This is a genomic window from Curtobacterium sp. BRB10 (assembly GCF_031844325.1).
Lineage (GTDB): Bacteria > Actinomycetota > Actinomycetes > Actinomycetales > Microbacteriaceae > Curtobacterium > Curtobacterium poinsettiae_A.
Genome location: NZ_JAUZVA010000003.1, coordinates 1 through 19382, shown reverse-complemented (window position 1 = coordinate 19382; position 19382 = coordinate 1). Strand labels below are relative to the sequence as shown.

At 70.8% G+C, this 19382-nt stretch carries 18 protein-coding genes and 1 tRNA gene; 3 read left to right on the top strand and 16 right to left on the bottom strand.

All coding sequences use genetic code 11. The features are described 5' to 3' along the window. Window positions 1–98: 98 nt before the first annotated feature. The 7 genes from Q9R26_RS06935 to Q9R26_RS06905 all read right to left on the bottom strand — a co-directional run bounded on the left by Q9R26_RS06935 (window position 99) and on the right by Q9R26_RS06905 (window position 5108). A complete protein-coding gene (locus Q9R26_RS06935) occupies window positions 99–893 on the bottom strand; it encodes a F0F1 ATP synthase subunit delta (RefSeq protein ID WP_311226877.1) in 795 nt (264 codons plus the stop codon). A gap of 2 nt (window positions 894–895) precedes the next feature. Further along, window positions 896–1450 (bottom strand): F0F1 ATP synthase subunit B, encoded by a 555-nt coding sequence (locus Q9R26_RS06930; protein WP_182065788.1) that lies wholly within the window; start codon window positions 1448–1450, stop codon window positions 896–898. 9 nt (window positions 1451–1459) lie between these two features. Next, window positions 1460–1696, bottom strand: coding sequence for an ATP synthase F0 subunit C (gene atpE / locus Q9R26_RS06925; RefSeq protein ID WP_027465781.1), 237 nt, complete (start codon window positions 1694–1696; stop codon window positions 1460–1462). 61 nt (window positions 1697–1757) lie between these two features. Beyond that, window positions 1758–2618 (bottom strand): F0F1 ATP synthase subunit A, encoded by an 861-nt coding sequence (gene atpB, locus Q9R26_RS06920; protein WP_259362816.1) that lies wholly within the window; start codon window positions 2616–2618, stop codon window positions 1758–1760. A 104-nt stretch (window positions 2619–2722) separates the two neighbouring features. Beyond that, complete coding sequence (locus Q9R26_RS06915; protein WP_259362814.1) at window positions 2723–3214, bottom strand: hypothetical protein; 492 nt, start codon at window positions 3212–3214, stop codon at window positions 2723–2725. After that, window positions 3211–4437: an MraY family glycosyltransferase gene (locus Q9R26_RS06910; protein ID WP_182065787.1), complete on the bottom strand. Its 1227-nt coding sequence runs from the start codon at window positions 4435–4437 to the stop codon at window positions 3211–3213. Before Q9R26_RS06910 ends, Q9R26_RS06915 begins: the two co-directional genes overlap by 4 nt. Beyond that, a complete protein-coding gene (locus tag Q9R26_RS06905) occupies window positions 4434–5108 on the bottom strand; it encodes an L-threonylcarbamoyladenylate synthase (protein WP_182065786.1) in 675 nt (224 codons plus the stop codon). Before Q9R26_RS06905 ends, Q9R26_RS06910 begins: the two co-directional genes overlap by 4 nt. Window positions 5109–5145: 37 nt before the next feature. Here Q9R26_RS06905 and Q9R26_RS06900 point away from each other — a divergent pair, with 37 nt between their 5' ends. Next, a complete protein-coding gene (locus tag Q9R26_RS06900) occupies window positions 5146–5799 on the top strand; it encodes an HAD family phosphatase (protein WP_311226876.1) in 654 nt (217 codons plus the stop codon). A gap of 471 nt (window positions 5800–6270) precedes the next feature. Here the strand turns inward: Q9R26_RS06900 and prmC are convergent, their stop codons facing one another. From prmC to argS, 9 genes are all read right to left on the bottom strand, one after another. Beyond that, window positions 6271–7146: a peptide chain release factor N(5)-glutamine methyltransferase gene (gene prmC, locus Q9R26_RS06895; protein WP_396136821.1), complete on the bottom strand. Its 876-nt coding sequence runs from the start codon at window positions 7144–7146 to the stop codon at window positions 6271–6273. A 25-nt stretch (window positions 7147–7171) separates the two neighbouring features. Continuing rightward, entirely contained in the window at window positions 7172–8254 is a 1083-nt protein-coding gene (prfA, locus tag Q9R26_RS06890; protein ID WP_017885756.1) for a peptide chain release factor 1, read from the bottom strand. 3 nt (window positions 8255–8257) lie between these two features. Further along, window positions 8258–10567 (bottom strand): transcription termination factor Rho, encoded by a 2310-nt coding sequence (gene rho / locus Q9R26_RS06885; RefSeq protein WP_311226875.1) that lies wholly within the window; start codon window positions 10565–10567, stop codon window positions 8258–8260. A gap of 182 nt (window positions 10568–10749) precedes the next feature. Then, the gene (gene thrB / locus Q9R26_RS06880) at window positions 10750–11733 is read right to left on the bottom strand and encodes a homoserine kinase (protein ID WP_311226874.1); all 984 of its coding nucleotides are present in this window, start codon (window positions 11731–11733) and stop codon (window positions 10750–10752) included. A 32-nt stretch (window positions 11734–11765) separates the two neighbouring features. Continuing rightward, window positions 11766–12845, bottom strand: a complete 1080-nt coding sequence (gene thrC / locus Q9R26_RS06875) for a threonine synthase (RefSeq protein WP_311226873.1) — start codon at window positions 12843–12845, stop codon at window positions 11766–11768. Window positions 12846–12932: 87 nt separating this feature from the next. Beyond that, the gene (locus Q9R26_RS06870; protein WP_311226872.1) at window positions 12933–14240 is read right to left on the bottom strand and encodes a homoserine dehydrogenase; all 1308 of its coding nucleotides are present in this window, start codon (window positions 14238–14240) and stop codon (window positions 12933–12935) included. A gap of 65 nt (window positions 14241–14305) precedes the next feature. Then, on the bottom strand, window positions 14306–15727 hold the full coding sequence (gene lysA / locus Q9R26_RS06865) for a diaminopimelate decarboxylase (protein WP_262138297.1): 1422 nt from the start codon (window positions 15725–15727) through the stop codon (window positions 14306–14308). A gap of 59 nt (window positions 15728–15786) precedes the next feature. Then, complete coding sequence (locus Q9R26_RS06860) at window positions 15787–16542, bottom strand: LmeA family phospholipid-binding protein (RefSeq protein ID WP_311226871.1); 756 nt, start codon at window positions 16540–16542, stop codon at window positions 15787–15789. Between the two features lie 143 nt (window positions 16543–16685). Next, window positions 16686–18356 (bottom strand): arginine--tRNA ligase, encoded by a 1671-nt coding sequence (gene argS, locus Q9R26_RS06855; RefSeq protein ID WP_056068838.1) that lies wholly within the window; start codon window positions 18354–18356, stop codon window positions 16686–16688. A gap of 59 nt (window positions 18357–18415) precedes the next feature. On the opposite strand from argS, the gene Q9R26_RS06850 reads away from it, so the two are divergent. Beyond that, a complete protein-coding gene (locus Q9R26_RS06850) occupies window positions 18416–18991 on the top strand; it encodes a hypothetical protein (protein WP_311226870.1) in 576 nt (191 codons plus the stop codon). Between the two features lie 246 nt (window positions 18992–19237). Next, window positions 19238–19309: transfer RNA gene (locus Q9R26_RS06845), tRNA-Arg, on the top strand. The last annotated feature ends 73 nt before the right edge of the window (window positions 19310–19382 follow it).

The window sequence follows — 19382 nt, the reverse complement described above, 5'->3', positions numbered from 1 at the left end:
TTGTGGTTTTCCGGGGCCCTTCGGCTCCGAGAGGGTGACGCTGCCGGACTCGGCAGTTCCCGTTGTGGACTTGGGGAGGAGCGGCTTCGACCGTACGCCTAGCCGGCGAGCTGGAGCCGGAGCTCCGAGAGTCGCGTGGACACGGTGCCGTCGATGACGTCGCCGCCGATCTGCACCCGGACCCCGCCGACGACCGTGGAGTCGACGACCTGGTTGATGCTGATGTCCTTGCCGTACCGCTCGGACAGACCGCGTGTGACGCGGGCCGACTGTGCGGGGGTCAGTGGCGTCGCCGTGACGACGGTCGCGACGAGCTTGCCGGCCTGCTCGGCCACGATGCGCGAGGCATCACGGACGATCTCACCGATGCGGCGGCCGCGGGGCTGCTGCACCAGGGCCGAGACGATCGTGATCGTCTGCTCCGATGCCTTGGCACCGAGGAGCCGCTCGACGAGCGCGCCCTTCTGCTCGGGGCTGCCGAGCTTGGTGCCGAGCGCCAGCTCGAGGGCGGCGTCCGACCGGACTGCGGTCTCGAAGGCGAACAGCTCCGACTCGATCGACGATTCCGGACCCGCGGTGGCGGCGACGGCGCGGATGCCCGCGTCCTCGACGCCGGCGAGCAGGTCCTGCTGCGAGGACCAGCGCGAGCCGGCCACCGCGGTCAGTACCGCACGCGTCGCGTCCGACTGTCCGGCGAAGACACGGTCGATGAGGACCTTCTTGCCGGCCGGGTCGGCCGTGGGGTCGGACAGCAGCCCGAGCAGCTGCGGCGCACCGGCGATCGCACGCCCGGAGGCGAGGATCTCGGCACCCGCGGCCAGGCCGGCGCTCGGACCGAGGTCCGACAGCACCGCCCTGGTGGACGCGAGTGCTTCCCTGGTAGCGCTGCGCATGCTCAGTGCTCCCCCGTCTTCGTGGCCTGCGAGGCCTCGAGGTCGGCGAGGAAGCGGTCGACCACTGCGGTCGACTTGGCGTCGTCCTTGAGGGACTCACCGATCACACCGGACGCGAGGTCCAGCGCGAGGGTGCCGACTTCGGACCGGAGTGCCTGGACGGCGCTCTGACGCTCGGCCTCGATCTGCGCCTGGGCGTTGGCCGTGATGCGTGCTGCATCGGCGGCCGCCTGCTCGCGGACCTCGTTGCCGATCGCCGTGGCGTCGGCGCGGGCCTGCTCACGGATGCGCGATGCCTCGGCACGTGCATCGGCGAGCTGCTTGTTGTACTCGTCGAGCGCGGCGGCGGCCTGCTCCTGAGCGGCCTCGGCCTTCTTGATGCCGCCCTCGATGGCCTCGGTGCGCTCATCGAGCATCTTCGTGATGCGCGGCGTGACGACACGCCACATCACCACGAAGATGATGACGAATGCGAGCGCCGACCACACGATGTCGTACAGCGGCGGGATCAGCGGGTTGTGCGCTTCCTCCGCTGCGATGATGAGTGCGTTCTGCATCGAGGAACCTTAGTTGGTGAAGATGAAGTACGTGGCGATACCGATGAAGGCCAGGGCCTCGGTGAAGGCGATACCGATGTACATGAGGGTCGTCAGGCGGCCCTGGAGCTCGGGCTGGCGAGCGACGGACTCGATCGTCTTGCCGACGACGATGCCGACGCCGATGGCCGGGCCGATCGCTGCGAGGCCGTAGCCAACCGTCGCGATGTTGCCGTTGATCTCCGCGAGAACGGTCGTTGCGTCCACGTGTTTTCCTTTCGAGGTGCGGGTCCGACGGTCGCCGGTCCCGTAGGGGGTCAGTGAGGAATCAGTGCTCGTCGGCCAGCGCCAGCTGGATGTAGACGGCGGTGAGGAGCATGAAGACGTAGGCCTGCAGCAGCGCGACGAGGATCTCGAAGAAGCTGAACGCGATGCCGAACGCGATGGTCCCGACGCCGAAGGCCTTGAAGCCGAGCGATGCGTCGAAGAAGAAGAACTGCGTGGCCGAGAAGAACAGCACGAGGAGCAGGTGCCCCACGACCATGTTCATCAGGAGTCGCAGCGTCAGCGTGACGGGACGGAGCACGAAGGTCGAGACGAGCTCGATCGGCGTCACGATGATGTACAGCGGCCACGGCACCCCGGGCGGGAAGAGCGAGTTCTTGAGGAACGTGCCCGGGTGCTTGCGGAGGCCGGCGTAGATGAAGGCGAGGTACGCGACGATCGCCAGGATCATCGGCATCGCGATGCGGCTGGTGCCGGCGAGGTTCATGCCCGGGATCAGACCCGTCAGGTTCATGAACAGCACGCCGAAGAAGATCGTCGCCAGGAGCGGCAGGAAGCGCTTGCCGTCCTTCTCTCCGAGGTTGTCGAAGGTGTTGCGACGGACGACGTCGAACGCGTACTCGATGAACGCCTGACCGCGGTTCGGCACGAGCTTCAGTGCACGGGTGCCCACGAACGCGAACACCAGGAGCACGGCGACGGCGAAGAAGCGGATGAGGACGACCCGATCGATCTCGAACGGCGTCCCTGCCCACAGAAGAGCATCGGGGAAGAACTCGTTGATCGACGGACCATGGAACTCGGCGGCCTTGCTGCTCCCCGCCGCGACGGTGTCAACCGCAGCGGAGAGGGACAGGGGAAGAGCGTGGGATAGCAGCGCTGTCTCCTGTGTCGGCGCGCGCACATCATGGCACGCGATGGTGGACGTTGTGGAGGCTTGTCCGCCCGAGCGGGGCTCCGGAAGCGGACGTCGAGAAGCCTATCAGGTGCGAGAGGCTTCCCGGCTTCTCAGTTGGGCGGGGTCGTGTTCCCAGCGTCTGCGGAGCCGGCGCCCTCGTCGCCCGGCAGGCGGACGCCGATCGGGATGCGGGCCTTCGCCACTGCGACGACGTCGATCACCAGGGAGCCGACGACCCCCGCGATGATCACGATCGCCAGCACCGGGAAGTCGACCCAGTCGCGGTCCTTGAGCAGGACCAGCAGCACGATGAAGACGATGAACTTGAGCAGCCAGGTGCCCATCACGATGCCGAAGAAGGCACCGGAGATCATCTGGCCCTTCGAGACGCGCAGCGCGACGAGGACACTGACCGCGGTGAGCCCGAGGAACACGACGCTCAGCACGGCGCCGAGCAGTCCCCCGACCAGCCCGGGACCGTCCGCGACGAGGAACCCGACGAGTCCGCCGACCACCGCCAGGGCGACGGCGAGGACCGCTCCCCAGGTGATGATGCGGCGGAACACCGGCCGGACGTGGTCGAGCGCGTTCGGTGCGGTCACGTGAGGTCTCCAGGGATCGTGCGGTCGTTGGCGGCCCGGTCGAGCGGGTCGAGGCTGGCGTCCACCACGGCGGCGGAGCGGTTGGCGGTCTGGGCAGCGATCTCGGTGCGTTTCCGGCCGAGCGGCGCGAACGTGGCGACGGCACAGACGGTGAAGCCGACGGACACGAAGACGACCACCCAGTACCAGTCCACGAAGAGGAACAGCAGACACCCGAAGGCGACGGTCGCGGTCCACGCGTAGAAGATCAGCACCGCGTGGAAGTGCGAGTGCCCCATGTCGAGCAGGCGGTGGTGCAGGTGTTTCCGGTCGGCCGAGAACGGCGACTTGCCCGCGCTGAGTCGGCGGGTGACCGCGAGACCGAAGTCCAGGATCGGCACGATCAGGATCGCGAACGGCAGCAGGATCGGGATGAACGCCGGCAGCAGCGCTTGGCGTGTCTGCACCGCCGCCGGGTCGATGTTGCCCGTGACCGAGACCGCGCTGGTGGCCATCAGGAACCCGACGAGCAGCGCCCCGGCGTCACCCATGAAGAGCTTGGCGGGGTGCCAGTTCAGGATGAGGAAGCCGAAGCAGGCTCCGACGAGCACCGCGGTGAGCAGCGAGGGCAGGTTGAAGAAGAACTCGGTCTGCACGACCACGCGGTTGATGAAGAACGTGTAGAGGAAGAACACCCCACCGGCGATGATCGCGACGCCGGCCACCAGGCCGTCGAGCCCGTCGATGAAGTTGACCGCGTTCATCACGAGCACCACCGCCAGCACGGTGAAGATCAGGCTCATGTACGACGAGCCGACGCCCAGTGTGTTGCCGATCGGGAGCGACACGATCGCGACGCCCTGCCAGGCGAGGATGCCCGCCGCGATGATCTGCCCGGCGAGCTTCGTCATCCAGTCGAGGTCCCAGATGTCGTCCGCGACGCCGAGGACCACGATGATGGTCGCTCCCCCGAGCACCGCGAGCACGCGGCCGGGTTCGGAGAACACGAGCCGGAAGTAGTCGGTCCCCGCGATCGACGGGAACAGGAACCAGGCCGCGAGCAGCGAGACGATGACGCCGATGTACATCGCGATGCCACCGAGCCGCGGCGTCGGCGTCCGGTGCACGTCCCGCTCGCGGACCTGCGGGTACCACTTGTACTTCAGCCCGAGCTTCCAGACGATCAGGCTCATCCCGAAGCTCACGACCGCGGCGATGGCCCCCGCGAGCAGGTAGTACTTCATGTGACGAGGTCGGCTCCGACGACCCGGGTGATCTCCTCGTCGGGGATCACCCCGTGCCGGACGATGCGGAGCTTCCCGCCGTCCGACAGCCCGGTGGCGTCGACGATGGTCGACCCGGTGCTGGCCTCGAAGCCGTCGTGCACCTCGACGGGCCCGCCGTCCAGGTAGATCGCGACGCTGTCACCGAGCATGCGCTCGGCGGCGTCGACGTCCATCGCGGCCGGGTCGCCCGTGGAGTTCGCGGACGAGACCGCGAGGGGTCCGACCTCTTGCAGCAGCTCGAGGGCGATCCGCGAGTCCGGCATCCGCAGCGCGACCGTGCCGCGCGTCTCGCCGAGGTCCCAGTCGAGCGACGGCTGTGCGTGCAGGATGACGGTCAGCCCGCCCGGCCAGAACTCGGCCACCAGGTCGCGCACCGGCTGCGGGACCTCGCTGGCGAGGGCGTCGAGCGTGGGCGGACCGGGGATGAGCACGGGCGGCGGCGACTGCCGCGTGCGGCCCTTCGCGTCGAGCAGCCGCTGCACGGCCGTCGCGCTGAAGGCGTCCGCGGCGAGGCCGTAGACGGTGTCGGTGGGGACCACGACGAGCTCTCCGCGCCCGAGGGCGGCACGTGCGAGCCGCATCCCGGTCAGGAGCCCGTCGGAGTCGGTGCAGTCGTATCGGGATGCCATGACTCGACGATGATAGTGCGACACAATGGTGGACATCGTGAACGAGACGCCCGCACCCCCGCTCCTGTTCCTCTTCGACATGGACGACGTCCTGGTCCGGTACGACTGGCAGGTCCGCATGGCCGCACTCTCCGAGTTCACCGGACACGAGTTCCAGGAGCTCCGTCGCCGCTGGTGGGACTGCGGCCACGAGATGCGTGCCGAGGCCGGTGGGTTCGCCGACGGCGACGAGTACCTCGCCGCGTTCGAGCGCGCGATGGAGTGCGACGTCCCCGAGGCCGACTGGGCCCGGATCCGGGGATCCGCCATGACCGAGCTGCCGGAACGCATCGAGGCGGTCCGGATCGCGAGCGAACACGGGCGTGTCGGGCTGCTCACCAACAACGGACCGCTCGCCGGCCGCTGGATCCACGAGTGGGCGCCGTCCCTGCCCGAGGTCTTCGGGGAGCACCTGGACACGTCGAGCAACTTCGGCGCCCGGAAGCCCGAGCCCGAGGTCTTCCAGCGTGCGGTCGCGCACCACGGCGTCCCCGCGGAGCGCACCTTCTTCGCCGACGACATGCCCGAGAACGTCGCGGGTGCGAGGAGCGTCGGCATCCACGCGGTCCTGGTCGAGCACGACACCGACCTGCGGGAGCACGTCCGCTCCTTCGTCGCGGCGCAGCAGCGCGAGGCCTCCCCCGTCGCGTAGCCCCGCCACGCCCGTTCCTTCCCATCGCGCTCGCGCTGGAAGGCAAGAACGGGCATACCTGGTCATTCCGAACGACCCGGTACGCCCGATCGCACCAGGTACGCCCGGATCCGCCACACGCACGCACGAGTGAGGGACGGGAGGCCCGCCCCACGCCCGCCACGCTCGTTCCTTCCCATCGCGCTCGCGCTGGAAAGCGGGAACGGGCATACCTGGTCATTCCGAACGACCCGGTACGCCCGATCGCACCAGGTACGCCCGGATCCGCCACACGCACGCACGGGTGAGGGACGGGAGGCCCGCCCCACGCCCGCCACGCCCGTTCCTTCCCATCGCGGTCGTGCTGGAAAGCGGGAACGGGCATACCTGGTCATCCCGAACGACCCAGTACGCCCGATCCCACCAGGTACGCCCGGATCCACCCGGCACACGCACGCGCGGCCGTGCGACGGGAGGCGCGACTCGCCCCGTCTAGCGCGTCGCGGTGGTCGTGCGGTCGCGCCCCGTCAGGTCGACGTGCGTCTCGGGGGTGCGGAACCCCCGGCGCGCCAGGACCTGCCGGACGCCGGCGCCCTGCGGTTCGGCGTGCTCGATGACCAGCACTCCCCCGGGCACCAGCAACCGCCAGGCCGTCTCGGCGAGTGCCCGGACGGCGTCGAGACCGTCCGGCCCGCCGTAGAGCGCCATCGCCGGGTCGTGGTCGCGGACCTCGGGGTCGATCGGGATCGCGTCGTCCGGCACGTACGGCGGGTTCGACACGACGACGGCCACGGTGCCGTCGAGTTCCGGCAGCGCGTCGGCGAGGTCGCCCTCGACGAGCCGGACCGTCCCGCCGTGGGCGTCGACGTTGCGCCGGGTCCAGGGCAGGGCCTCCGCAGACCGCTCGACGGCGTAGACCACGGCGTTCGGCACCTCGGTGTCCATCGCGATCGCGATCGCACCGCTGCCGGAGCCCAGGTCCACGGCGATCGGCTCGGGGACGGCGGTCGCCCGCAGCGCGTCGATGCCGAACTGCACGACGCCCTCGGTCTCCGGACGGGGCACGAACACGCCCGGTCCGACGGACAGGGTGAGCGCGCGGAAGTACGCCTGCCCGGTGATGTGCTGCAGCGGCTCACGGGTGGCACGGCGGGCGACGGCGTGCCGGAAGCGCTCGACGTGCTCCGGGGCGATGCCGCCACCGATGAGCGCGCGGGCCTGGACGGCACCGCGCGAGGTGTCGGTCGCCCACGCGAGCAGCAGCTCGGCGTCGACCCGGGGGGTCGGGACACCGACGGCGACGAGCGCCGCGGCCGCCTGCTCGAGCAGGCGATCCGCGGCGTACGTGAGGGGCGTGTCGGCGGTGATCCGGGCCTCCAGGCTGGGTGTGCGGTTACGCGTCCTGGTCGCCGATGGCGGCCAGACGTGCCTCTTCGTCCGCCTGGATGGCGGACTGGATGACGGGCTCGAGGGCACCGTTCATCACGCGGTCGAGGTCGTACGCCTTGTAGCCGGTGCGGTGGTCCGCGATCCGGTTCTCCGGGAAGTTGTACGTGCGGATGCGCTCCGAACGGTCCATCCCCCGGATCTGCGACTTGCGCGCATCCGAGGCGATCGCGTCGAGCTCCTCCTGCTGGCGCGCGAGGATGCGTGCACGGAGCACGCGCATGCCGGCCTCGCGGTTCTGCAGCTGCGACTTCTCGTTCTGCATCGCCACCGTGATGCCCGTGGGCAGGTGGGTGATGCGGACCGCGGAGTCCGTCGTGTTCACGGACTGTCCGCCCGGGCCGGAGGACCGGTAGACGTCGATCTTGAGGTCGTTCTGGTTGATCTGGACCTCTTCGGGCTCATCCACCTCGGGGAACACCAGCACGCCGGTGGTCGAGGTGTGGATGCGCCCCTGCGACTCGGTCTGCGGCACCCGCTGGACGCGGTGCACACCGCCCTCGTACTTCAGGTGGGCCCAGACGCCCTGGGACGGATCGGTCGTGTTCGACTTGATCGCGACCTGGACGTCCTTGTAGCCACCCAGGTCGGACTCGGTGCGCTCGAGGAGCTCGACCTTCCAGCCCTTCGTCTCGGCGTAGTGCGAGTACATGCGCAACAGATCGGCCGCGAACAGCGCCGATTCCTCGCCGCCCTCGCCGCCCTTGATCTCCATGATGACGTCACGGCCGTCGTCGGGGTCGCGCGGGATGAGCAGCCGGCGGAGACGCTCCTGGCGCTCCGACAGCTGCTCCTCGAGCCCGGGGACCTCGTCCGCGAACGCCGCGTCTTCACGCGCGAGTTCCTGGGCGGCGGCGAGGTCGTCCCCCGCCGCCTGCCAGGCCTCGTACGCGGACTTGATCTGGTTGAGCTCCGCGTACCGCCGGTTCACCTTCTTCGCCCGGGCCGCATCGGCGTGGAGCGCGGGGTCCGACAGCTGCTGCGTCAGGTCCTCGTGTTCCGCCAGCAGCCCCGCTACCGACTCGAACACGCGTTACTCCTGGTGACCGTTGTGGTGGGCGCCGGTCGTGGGCACCGACTTCTGCACCTGCACCAGGAACTCGACGTTCGACTGCGTCTCCTTGAGGTTCCGCAGCACGATCTCGAGGGCCTGCTGCGGGTCGAGCCCGGCGAGGGCGCGGCGCAGACGCCAGGTGATCTTGACCTCGTCGGCGGAGAGCAGCTGCTCCTCGCGACGAGTACCCGAGGCGTTCACGTCGACGGCGGGGAAGATGCGCTTGTCGGCGAGGTGACGGTTCAGGCGGAGCTCCATGTTGCCGGTGCCCTTGAACTCCTCGAAGATGACCTCGTCCATCTTGGAGCCGGTCTCGACGAGCGCGGTCGCGAGGATCGTCAGCGAGCCGCCGTCCTCGATGTTGCGCGCGGCACCGAAGAAGCGCTTCGGCGGGTACAGCGCCGCCGAGTCGACGCCACCGGAGAGCACGCGGCCCGACGGCGGGGTCGACAGGTTGTACGCACGGCCCAGGCGGGTGATCGAGTCGAGCAGCAGCACGACGTCGTGGCCCAGCTCCACCAGGCGCTTCGCACGCTCGATGGCGAGCTCGGCGACGGTGGTGTGGTCCTCGGCGGGACGGTCGAAGGTCGAGGCGATGACCTCGCCCTTCACCGTGCGCTGCATGTCGGTGACCTCTTCGGGCCGCTCGTCGACCAGGACGACCATCAGGTGCGCCTCGGGGTTGTTCTTGGCGACGGCGTTCGCGATGGCCTGCAGCACGACGGTCTTGCCGGCCTTCGGCGGGGACACGATGAGACCGCGCTGGCCCTTGCCGATCGGCGACACGAGGTCGATGATGCGGGTCGACAGCTTGCCCGGCTCCGTCTCGAGGCGCAGGCGCTCGTTCGGGTACAGCGGGGTGAGGTCGTTGAAGTCGACGCGGGCCGCGGCCTCGTCGGCGGACTGGCCGTTGATCGACTCGACGGCGACGAGCGCGTTGTACTTCTGGCGGCTCTGCTGCTCGCCGTCACGCGGCTGCTTGATCGAACCGACGACGGCGTCGCCCTTGCGCAGGTGGTACTTCTTCACCTGGCCGAGGGAGACGTAGACGTCGCTCGGGCCCGGCAGGTACCCGGTGGTGCGGACGAACGCGTAGTTGTCGAGGACGTCGAGGATGCCCGCGATCGGGATCAGGACGTCGTCCTCGGTGACCTCGGGCTCGAAGTCGTCGTTCTGGCCGCCACGGCCGCGCTTGCGGTCGCGCTGGCGACGGCTGCGGCCGCTCTCGGCCTCGTCGGCGTGCTGTTGCTGCTGCTGCTTCTGCTGGCCGCTGGTCTGCTGCTTCTGCTGACCGGCGTTCTGCAGCTGCTTCTGGTCGGCCTTGTCGTCCTGCTTGGCCTCGGCCTGCTTCGGCTGGTCGTTCTGCTTCTGGCCGCCGTTCTGCTGGCCGTTCTGCTGCTCGCCGCCGTTCTGCTTCGGCTGGTTCTGCGGGTCGGCGCCGTTCTGCTTCTGCTGGCCGGCGTTCTGGCCGCCGTTCTGCTGGTCGGCGCCGTTCTGCTGCTCGCCGTTCTCGGCGTTCTGCCCACGGCCACGACCGCGACCACGGCTGCGACGACCGCGACGCGAGCCGCCCTCGCCCTGCTCGGAGTTCTGGTCGCCCTGCTCGTTCTGGTCGCCGGACTCGTTCCGGTCCTGGTCGGCCCGGACGGCGGACGTCGGGGCCTGCTGGCCCTGCTGGGCCGCCTGGCTCGGCTGCTCGGCCTCGGCGGGTGCCGACGCCTGCTGCCCCTGGTCGGTGCCACGCTGCTCGGTGCCACGCTGCTCGGCGTTCCGCTGGCCACGGCCACGGCGCTGCGAGCCGGACTGCGCGGCTTCCTGGGCGTCCTTCTCGGCGCGGACCTGGTCGAGCCCGGCGAGGAGGTCCTCGGTGCCGGTCTGGCCGTGGTTGGTGTGCTCGGCGGCCGAGGTCGGCGCGGCGTTCACGGTGCCACCGGACGACGCGCGGCGCGAACGACGGGCACGGCTCGGGGCTGCCGACTCGGCGGGTGCCTCGGGGTCGGCGACGGGGGCCTCGGCGGCGGGCTGCGCGAGGGCCTCGGCGGGCTCCGGCAGGGTCGGCTGCTCGGTTGCGGCCGGCTCGGCGGGGGTCTCGGCGACGACGGCGGCGGCCGGGGCGGCCGGGGTCTCGTCGACGGGACGCTTGTCCTCGATGGAGGCGATCAGGTCGCCCTTGCGGAGCTTGGAGAGCCCGGTGATGCCGAGCGAGGATGCGATGCGCTGCAGCTCCGGGAGACGGAGGGCACGCAGGTCGCTGGGGATCTCCACCTGGGCGGAGTTGTTGTCGGTCAAGGTCGGTGTTTCCTTTCGAACCGCAGAACGCGGAGAGTTTCCACCGTCCCGGATGCGCAGGGTGAGCATCGACCGCCGTTCAGACGACGGATCGGGATTCGGTGATCAGAAAGAGATGCACACTCGCGCACCGGACCCTGCGACGTCGCAGGAGCCGTCCTGAGGACGAGCGATCCGTACGGTTACGCGGGTTCGGCTTCGAGCGCCGAGTGCGCTGCCACTGTAGCACCACCGAGATCGACGGCCAGCATGAGCGGCCGCCAGTCGGATTCGGCGTGTCGCTGCACCAGTTCGGCGGCGGTCAGGCGCTGTGCCGGGTCACTGCCGAGGACGAGCAGGCTCGGCCCGGCACCGGAGACCACCGCGGCGAGGCCGTGTTGCCGGAGCAACCGGATCAGGGCGTCGGTCTCGGGCATGGCGCTGGCGCGGTACGCCTGGTGCAGCCGGTCCTCGGTCGCGGCGAGCAGCAGCTCGGGGCTCTGGATGAGCGCCGCGACGAGCAGCGCCGAGCGGGAGACGTTGAACGCGGCGTCGGCGTGCGGGACCTGCTCGGGCTGCAGGGAGCGCGCGAGCTTGGTCGAGAGCGTCGAGGTCGGCACGAACACCACCGGGGCGACACCGCGGTGCACCAGGAGCCGCTTGTAGGCCGGGCCCTCGGCGGTCATCCACGCGATCGTCAGGCCCCCGAAGAGCGCCGGTGCGACGTTGTCCGGGTGGCCCTCCATCTCGGTGGCCAGGGTCAGGAGCGTCGAGGCGTCCAGGTCGACGATGCCCTCGAGCAGCCCACGGGCCGCCATCAGCCCGGCGACGATCGCCGCGGCGGAGGAACCGAGACCGCGGCCGTGCGGGATCGCGTTCGTGGCGTGCAGCTCGAGACCGGGCTGGTCGACACCGGCGTGCTCCAGGCCACGGCGGACCGCGCGGACGACGAGGTTCGTGTCGTCGGTGGCGACCTCACCGGCACCGACGCCCTCGACCGCGACGGTTGCGCCGGGTTCGCGGCGGACGCGCACCACGACCTCGTCGTAGAGCGAGAGCGCGAGGCCGAGCGAGTCGAAACCGGGACCGAGGTTCGCCGACGTCGCCGGCACCCGGACGCGCACCGCTGATCCGGCCGGCAGCGTACGGACCGCCCGTCCGGCCGGTACAGCACTGCGGGCGGTCATGCCCTCACCCGGTCCGGACGAGCGGTCGGAGATCACTGCTCGCTGACCAGACCGAGCACGTCAGCGATCGACTTCGTGTCGACCGGGACGCTCGTCGGGGTGACCTCGCCGCCGTCCGACGTGCGGAGGGCCCACTGCGGGTCCTTCAGGCCGTGGCCCGTGACCGTGATGACGACCTTCGCGCCCTTCGGCACGACACCCGCGTCGGCACGCTCGAGCAGCCCGGCGACACCGATGGCGGACGCGGGCTCGACGAAGACGCCGACCTCGGCCGACAGGATGCGGTGTGCGGCGAGGATGGCCTCGTCGGTGATGGCCCCGAAGTAGCCGTCGGTCTCCTCTCGTGCCTCGAGCGCGAACTGCCACGAGGCCGGGTTGCCGATGCGGATCGCCGACGCGATGGTGTCGGGGTGCCGGACGACCTCACCGTGCACGATCGGGGCGGAACCGGCGGCCTGGAACCCGAACATGCGGGGCAGCTTGGCGCTGCGGCCGGCGGCGACGTCCTCGCGGTAGCCGCGCGAGTACGCGGTGTAGTTGCCCGCGTTGCCGACGGGCAGGAAGTGGAAGTCCGGTGCGTCACCGAGGACGTCGACGACCTCGAACGCGGCGGTCTTCTGCCCCTCGATGCGGTCGTTGTTGACGGAGTTGACGAGGTGCACCGGGTAGTTCGCCGCGAGGTCGCGGGCGATGTCGAGGCAGTCGTCGAAGTTGCCCTGCACCTGCAGCAGCTGGGCGTCGTGGGCGACGGCCTGGCTGAGCTTGCCCATGGCGATCTTGCCCTCCGGCACGAGCACCGCGGCGGTGATGCCGGCGTGCGTGGCGTACGCCGCGGCCGAGGCGCTGGTGTTGCCGGTGGAGGCGCAGATGACGGCCTTCGCGCCGTGCTCCACGGCCTTCGAGATCGCCATCGTCATGCCGCGGTCCTTGAACGAACCCGTCGGGTTCATGCCCTCGAACTTCACGTAGACCTCGGCGCCGGTGCGCTCGGAGAGCCGACGAGCCGGGATGAGCGGCGTGCCGCCCTCACCGAGCGTGACGATGGGCGTCGCCTCGGTCACGTCGAGTCGGTCGGCGTACTCGCGCAGGACTCCCTGCCACTGGTGGGCCATCAGGCTTCTCTCTCTGTCCGGTGGGGTGGATCTGGTGGTGGTTCGGCTCGGTGGGCCCGCTGGTCGGCCTGGAGGCCCGTGGTCGCGTCAGCGACCGACGACGCGCAGGACGCTGGTGACGTCCAGGACGACGTCCTCGCCGCGGAGGGCGGCGACGGTGTCGGCGAGGTCGGCCTCGCGCGCCAGGTGGGTGCCGATGACGAGCGTCGCGGTCCCCTCGGCGGCACCGGTGGTGGTCTGCTCGACCGTCTCGACGCTGACGCCGTGCTTCGCGAGCACGCCGGCGACCGTCGACAGCACGCCGGGGGCGTCCGTGACGTGCAGGGTGATCTGGTGGCTCGTGCGGACGGTGCCGATCGGGAACACCGGCAGCTCGGACTGCGTCGACTCGGCGACCCCCGGTCCGCCGATGACGTGTCGGCGGGCAGCGGAGACCAGGTCGCCGAGGACCGCCGAGGCCGTCTCGACACCACCGGCACCCGCGCCGTAGAACATCAGGTCGCCGGCGGCCTCGGCCTCGACGAACACGGCGTTCTTCGCACCGTGCACGCTCGCGAGCGGGTGCGACTCGGGGACGAGGGCCGGGTAGACGCGGGCGCTGACGCCCTCGCGGCCGTCCTCGTCGGTCAGACGCTCGGCGGTCGCCAGGATCTTCACGACGTAGCCGGCCTTGCGGGCGGCGCGGACCTGGTCGATCGTGACGTGCGTGATGCCCTCGCGGTGCACGGCGGCGAGCGGCACCGACGTGTGGAACGCCAGCGAGGCCAGGATCGCGGCCTTCTGCGCGGCGTCGTAGCCCTCGACGTCGGCGGTCGGATCCGCCTCGGCGTACCCGAGCTCCGTCGCGGTGGCCAGGGCGTCCTCGAACGTGGACCCCTTGCGGTCCATCAGGTCGAGGATGAAGTTCGTGGTGCCGTTGACGATGCCCATGATCCGGACGATGCGGTCACCGGCGAGCGAGTCGTGCAGCGGCCGGATGATCGGGATCGCCCCCGCCACGGCGGCCTCGTAGTAGAGCTGCGCGCCGACCTGCTCGGCCGCGGCGAAGAGTTCCGGGCCGTGGGTCGCGAGCAGCGCCTTGTTGCCGGTGACGACGTCCGCGCCGGACTGCAGCGCCTGGAGCACGAGGGTGCGCGCCGGCTCGATGCCGCCGATCAGCTCGACGACGATGTCCGCGCCGAGGATGAGCGAAGCCGCGTCCGTGGTGAAGAGCTCCGCCGGCAGGTCGACGTCGCGCTGCGCGTCCACGTCGCGCACGGCGATCCCGACGAGCTCCAGCCCCGCACCGGCGCGCGAGGCCAGCTCGTCGCCGTGCTCGAGGAGCAGCCGCGCGACCTGGGAACCGACCGAGCCGGCCCCGAGCAGCGCGACACGGACGTTGCGGTATTCGATCATCTGGTAGCGGTTCCTGTCGGTGGGGGTGCGCCCTGCGGGGTGGGCGAACCCGATCGGGTCGGGGGTCAGCGGCCGGTGCCGTCGGCGGGCACGGCGGCGACCCCGGTGTCACGGGCGAGCAGGTCGTCGATCGTCTCGCCCCGCACGAGGATACGGGCTGTGCCGTCCGCGACGGCGACGACCGGCGGACGGCCCACGTGGTTGTAGTTGCTCGACAGCGCCCAGCAGTACGCACCGGTGGCCGCGACGGCCAGCAGGTCGCCCCGCCGCACGTCGCCAGGCAGGTACTCGTCGTCCACCACGACGTCACCGCTCTCACAGTGCTTGCCGACGACTCGGCTCAGCACCGCCGGGGCGTCGGAGGTGCGGGCGAGCCGGGCCGTGTAGTCGGCGCCGTACAGGGCGGGACGGATGTTGTCGCTCATCCCGCCGTCGACGGAGACGTACGTGCGGGTCGCACTGCCGCCGTCGTCGGTCTCGAGCGTGACCGGCTTGATCGTACCGACGCGGTAGAGCGTCACCCCGGGCGGGCCGATGATGTAGCGGCCCGGCTCGACGGCGATGTCCGGCACCGGGATGCCGCGCTCGGCGCAGGCCTCGCCGATGATCGTGGCCAGTGCGTCGGCGACGTCCTCCGGAGCGAAGGCGGAGTCGGCCTCGGTGTAGTCGATGCCCCAGCCGCCGCCGAGGTTCAGCTCGGGCACCGGACCGGAGGCCACGAGCGTCGCGTGCACGTCCATCAGTCGGCGTGCGGCCTCGCGGAAGCCGGCGTCGTCGAAGATCTGCGAACCGATGTGCGAGTGCAGCCCGACGAAGGCGAGCGACGGCTCGGCCCGGACGGCTGCCGCGGCCTCGACGGCTTCAGACAGCGGGATGCCGAACTTCTGGTCCTCGCGAGCGGTCGCCAGGTACTCGTGGGTGGACGCGTGCACCCCGGTGTTGATCCGGATGCGCACCCGCTGCACGACCCCGGCGTCGGCGGCGGCACGGGCGACGCGCCGCACCTCTTCGTGACTGTCGAGCACGATCGTGCCGATGCCGACCTCGACCGCGCGGGCGATCTCGGCGTCGGACTTGTCGTTGCCGTGGAAGCCGAGCCGACCGGGGTCGATGCCGCCGGCCAGGGCGACCGCGAGCTCACCGGCGGTGCAGACGTCGACGCGCAGGTCGGCCTCGGCCATCCACGCGACGACCTGCGTCGTCAGGAAGGCCTTGCCGGCGTAGTAGACGTGCGCATGGCTGCCGATGCGCTCGAACGCGTCGGCGAACGCGTTCCGCACACGGACCGCGCGGGACTGGACGTCACGCTCGTCGACGACGTACAGGGGCGTGCCGAACTGCGCGACCAGGTCCGTCGCGCTGATGCCGCCGATCGCCAGGGTGCCGTCGTCGGTCCGCGTCGCGGACGCGGGCCAGATGCGGTCCACCAGTTCGGAGGCGTCCGTCGGGAACCGCAGCCGCGGCGGTGCAAGGGGGTTCTCGCTCACGGGACCCGATCCTACCGACGCGAGCCGTGCCTCCCGGGCCGCGTTACGCACCCGTCCGCTCAGCCGCAGCTGCCCACGGTCCGCAGGCCGTCCTCGTTGAGCGGCAGCGCGTCCGCGGTGATCCGGACCGTCGCGTCCGACTTCGACACGTCGAGCGAGCGCACCCGCAGCGGCTCGGGCAGGAACTGCGCGGTGCAGACCTGCACCGGGACGCCGGTGACGCCCGGGATCGAGTCGACCTTGAGGCCGAGGTCGGAGTTCGTGATCCGGACGCTCTCCGGGGTGATCGTGATGCCGCGGCCGTCGTCCTGCGCGACGACGGCACCCTTCGCCGCGTAGGTGATGTCGTAGCCGAGCACCGACGACGACCCCGTCAGTTCGACGCCGCCGTCGACCAGGTTCAGCCGGTCGAACAGCGGGCTGTACTTCGCCAGGTCCTTGACGCTCGACGACGCCAGGGTGACCGTGCCGTCGACGTCGCGGACATCGCCCTTGCCGTCCACCGGGACGTCCTGCGCGGTGACGTCGGCGGCGAGCGGGATGCCGTCGACGGTGAGCTTCGCCGAGGAGATCTCGACGCGGTCGAGCGTGCCGCTGATCAGCTGCGGGATGACGATGCCCTCGGCGTGGGCGTCGACCTCGCCGGTCGTGCCGTCCGGCAGCGACTGCTCGACCTGCTGGGCGATGATCCGGTCGACGACGCCGCGCAGCACGAGCTCGGCGATCACGACGAGGGCTGCGAGCACGACGACGACCACGAGCAGGACGACGGGCCAGCGGCGGCGCGGGGTGGGGCGTTCGGTGGCTGCGGGCATGCGTCCCACCCTGCCAGTCCGGTCTGCGGCGCAGCTGCGGCCCGGCTGCGGCCGGGGCTGCAGAACGCCGGTGTTCGCGCTCGACACCCCGGGATGCGGGTGTTCGGTGCGCGAACACCGGTGTTCTGCGGGAAGCGCGACCGCTACATGCGGGAGGGAGCCGACACGCCGAGCAGGCCGAGGCCGTTCCGGACGACCTGGCCGGTGGCGTCGTTCAGCCACAGGCGCGTGCGGTGCAGGTCGGTCACGGGCTCGTCGCCGAGGGGCGTGACACGGCAGGAGTCGTACCAGCGGTGGTACAGGCCGGCGAGCTGTTCGATGTACCGCGCGATGCGGTGCGGCTCGCGCAGTTCGGCGGCGTGCCGGACCACCCGCGGGTACTCGGCGAGGGCTCCGAGGAGCGCGCTCTCGGACTCGTGGGTCAGCAGCGAGGCGTCGAACACGGACCGGTCGACCCCGGCGGCCGCGGCGTTCCGGGCCACCGACTGCGTGCGGGCGTGGGCGTACTGCACGTAGAAGACGGGATTGTCGTTCGTGCGCTTCGTGAGCAGGTCGAGGTCGATGTCGATCGCGGTGTCGCTGGCGAAGCGGACCAGGGCGTACCGGCCGGCGTCGACACCGACGGCGTCGACGAGGTCCTCCATCGTGACGATGGTTCCGTTGCGCTTCGACATGCGCATCGGTTCGCCGTCCTTGAGCAGGTTCACCATCTGCCCGATCAGGATCTCGAGGTTCTTGCCCGGCTCGTCCCCGAACGCGGCGCACATCGCCATCATGCGGCCGACGTAGCCGTGGTGGTCGGCACCGAGCATGATCAGGTTCCGCTCGAACCCGCGCTCGCGCTTGTCGAGGTAGTACGCGAGGTCGCCGGCGATGTACGCGGGCTCGCCGTCCGACTTGATGACGACGCGGTCGCGGTCGTCGCCGAAGTCGGTCGTGCGGAGCCACTCGGCCCCCTCGGCCTCGTACATCACGCCGGCCGACCGCAGCCGGGCGATGGCACGCTCGACGGCCTTCGACTCGTGCAGGGCGTTCTCGTGGAAGTAGACGTCGAAGTCGACGCCGAAGTCGTGCAGCGACGACTTGATGTCGGCGAACATGAAGTCGACGCCCTCGCGACGGAAGAGCTCCTGCGCCTCGTCGCGCGGCAGGTCACGGACGTCGATGCCCGGCTCGAGGGTCGCGATGACCCGCGCCGCGATCTCGGCGATGTAGGCACCGCCGTAGCCGTCCTCGGGCGTGGGCTCACCGAGGGCGCTGGCGACGAGGGAGCGGGCGAAGCGGTCGATCTGCGCACCGTGGTCGTTGAAGTAGTACTCGCGGGTGACGAGCCCGCCCTGCGCCTGGAACACGCGGGCCAGGCTGTCGCCGACCGCGGCCCAGCGGACGCCGCCCATGTGGATCGGGCCGGTGGGGTTGGCGGAGACGAACTCCAGGTTGATCCGGACGCCGTCGTACAGGTCGCCGGTACCGAAGGACTCGCCGCCGTCCACGATGGTGCGCGCGATCTCGCCGGCGGCGGCCGCCTCGAGCGTGATGTTGATGAAGCCGGGACCGGCGACGTCGACGGAGTCCACACCGTCGAGCTCGGTCAGCTCCCCGGCGATCTCGGTCGCGAGCTCGCGCGGGTTCGTGCCGAGCCGCTTCGCGAGCTGCATGGCCGCGTTCGAGGCCCAGTCGCCGTGGGCGCGGTTCTTCGGACGCTCGAGCACCACGTGGGACTCCTCGATCGTCACGGTCTCGGACGCGCCTCGGCGCTCGACGATCCCGGTCAGGATCGACAGGTACGCGGCGGAGAGTTCGGCTGGAGTCACGAGGACCGATCCTACCGGGACGCCCAGGTCCGCACCGGTCGATGCAGCATCATGTCGGGATGACCCCCCGCAGCCGTGCCCGGGCGCTCACCGTCGCCACCCTCACCACCGCAGCAGCCGTCGTGCTCGCCGGGTGCTCGGGCGGCGGAGACGGCACCCCGTCGGCCACTGCGACCCCGGCGGGCAAGCCGGTGTCGCAGACCTGCGCGGAGCTTCTGCCGTCGAGCGCGCTGTCGGTGTACGGGAAGACCTTCGAGCTCGACGACTCCTTCACCCCGGCGAAGGGCTCCCCCGCCGCGGCCATCGCGAAGCAGCAGGGCCGCGTCTGCCGGTTCGTCAGCACCGACCCGGACGCCACGGCGATCACGCTCGCGGTCGCCGACCTGCCTGAGAAGTCGCTCACCAACCTGAAGGACGCCCTGTACGAGCGGGGCGGGTCCGTCCCCACCTACCGCGTGGAGGGCTACTTCGCCCTGAGCGGCGACGTCGGCCGCGCGGACGCCTTCGCCGACCCGTACTGGATCACCGCACAGTCGACGCTGTTCACCGAACCGGGCGGCGCGCAGCCCGTCGTCGACGCGGTGCGCGCCGCGCTGCAGCCGTCCGCGTCGGCGACGGCCACGCCCGGGGGCTGACGCGGTGCGGCGGCCGCGCACGGTGTCGGGGCCGCCGACTGGTGCGAGGTTGCGTGCGTGGTGCGCGTTTGCAGCGCCGCACGGGACACGGAACCTCGCACCGGCTCGCGACGGACGCACCGTGCGGACGGGAGGCCCGTGGCGGGCCCGCACCGTGCCTCCTGGCCGTCCGACGCCACGTCCACACCGCGACACGCGCTGTCCGGCACCACCCGCCGGACCTGCTACGGTTGTTGACACCCCTTGGCCCCCATAGCTCAGGGGATAGAGCACTGCCCTCCGGAGGCAGGGGCGGAGGTTCGAATCCTCCTGGGGGCACTGGAAATCGCCAGCCAAGCTGACGTCTCCGTTTCGCGGAGTCGGCACCGGCCGATGTTGCCTGCGGCGGGGG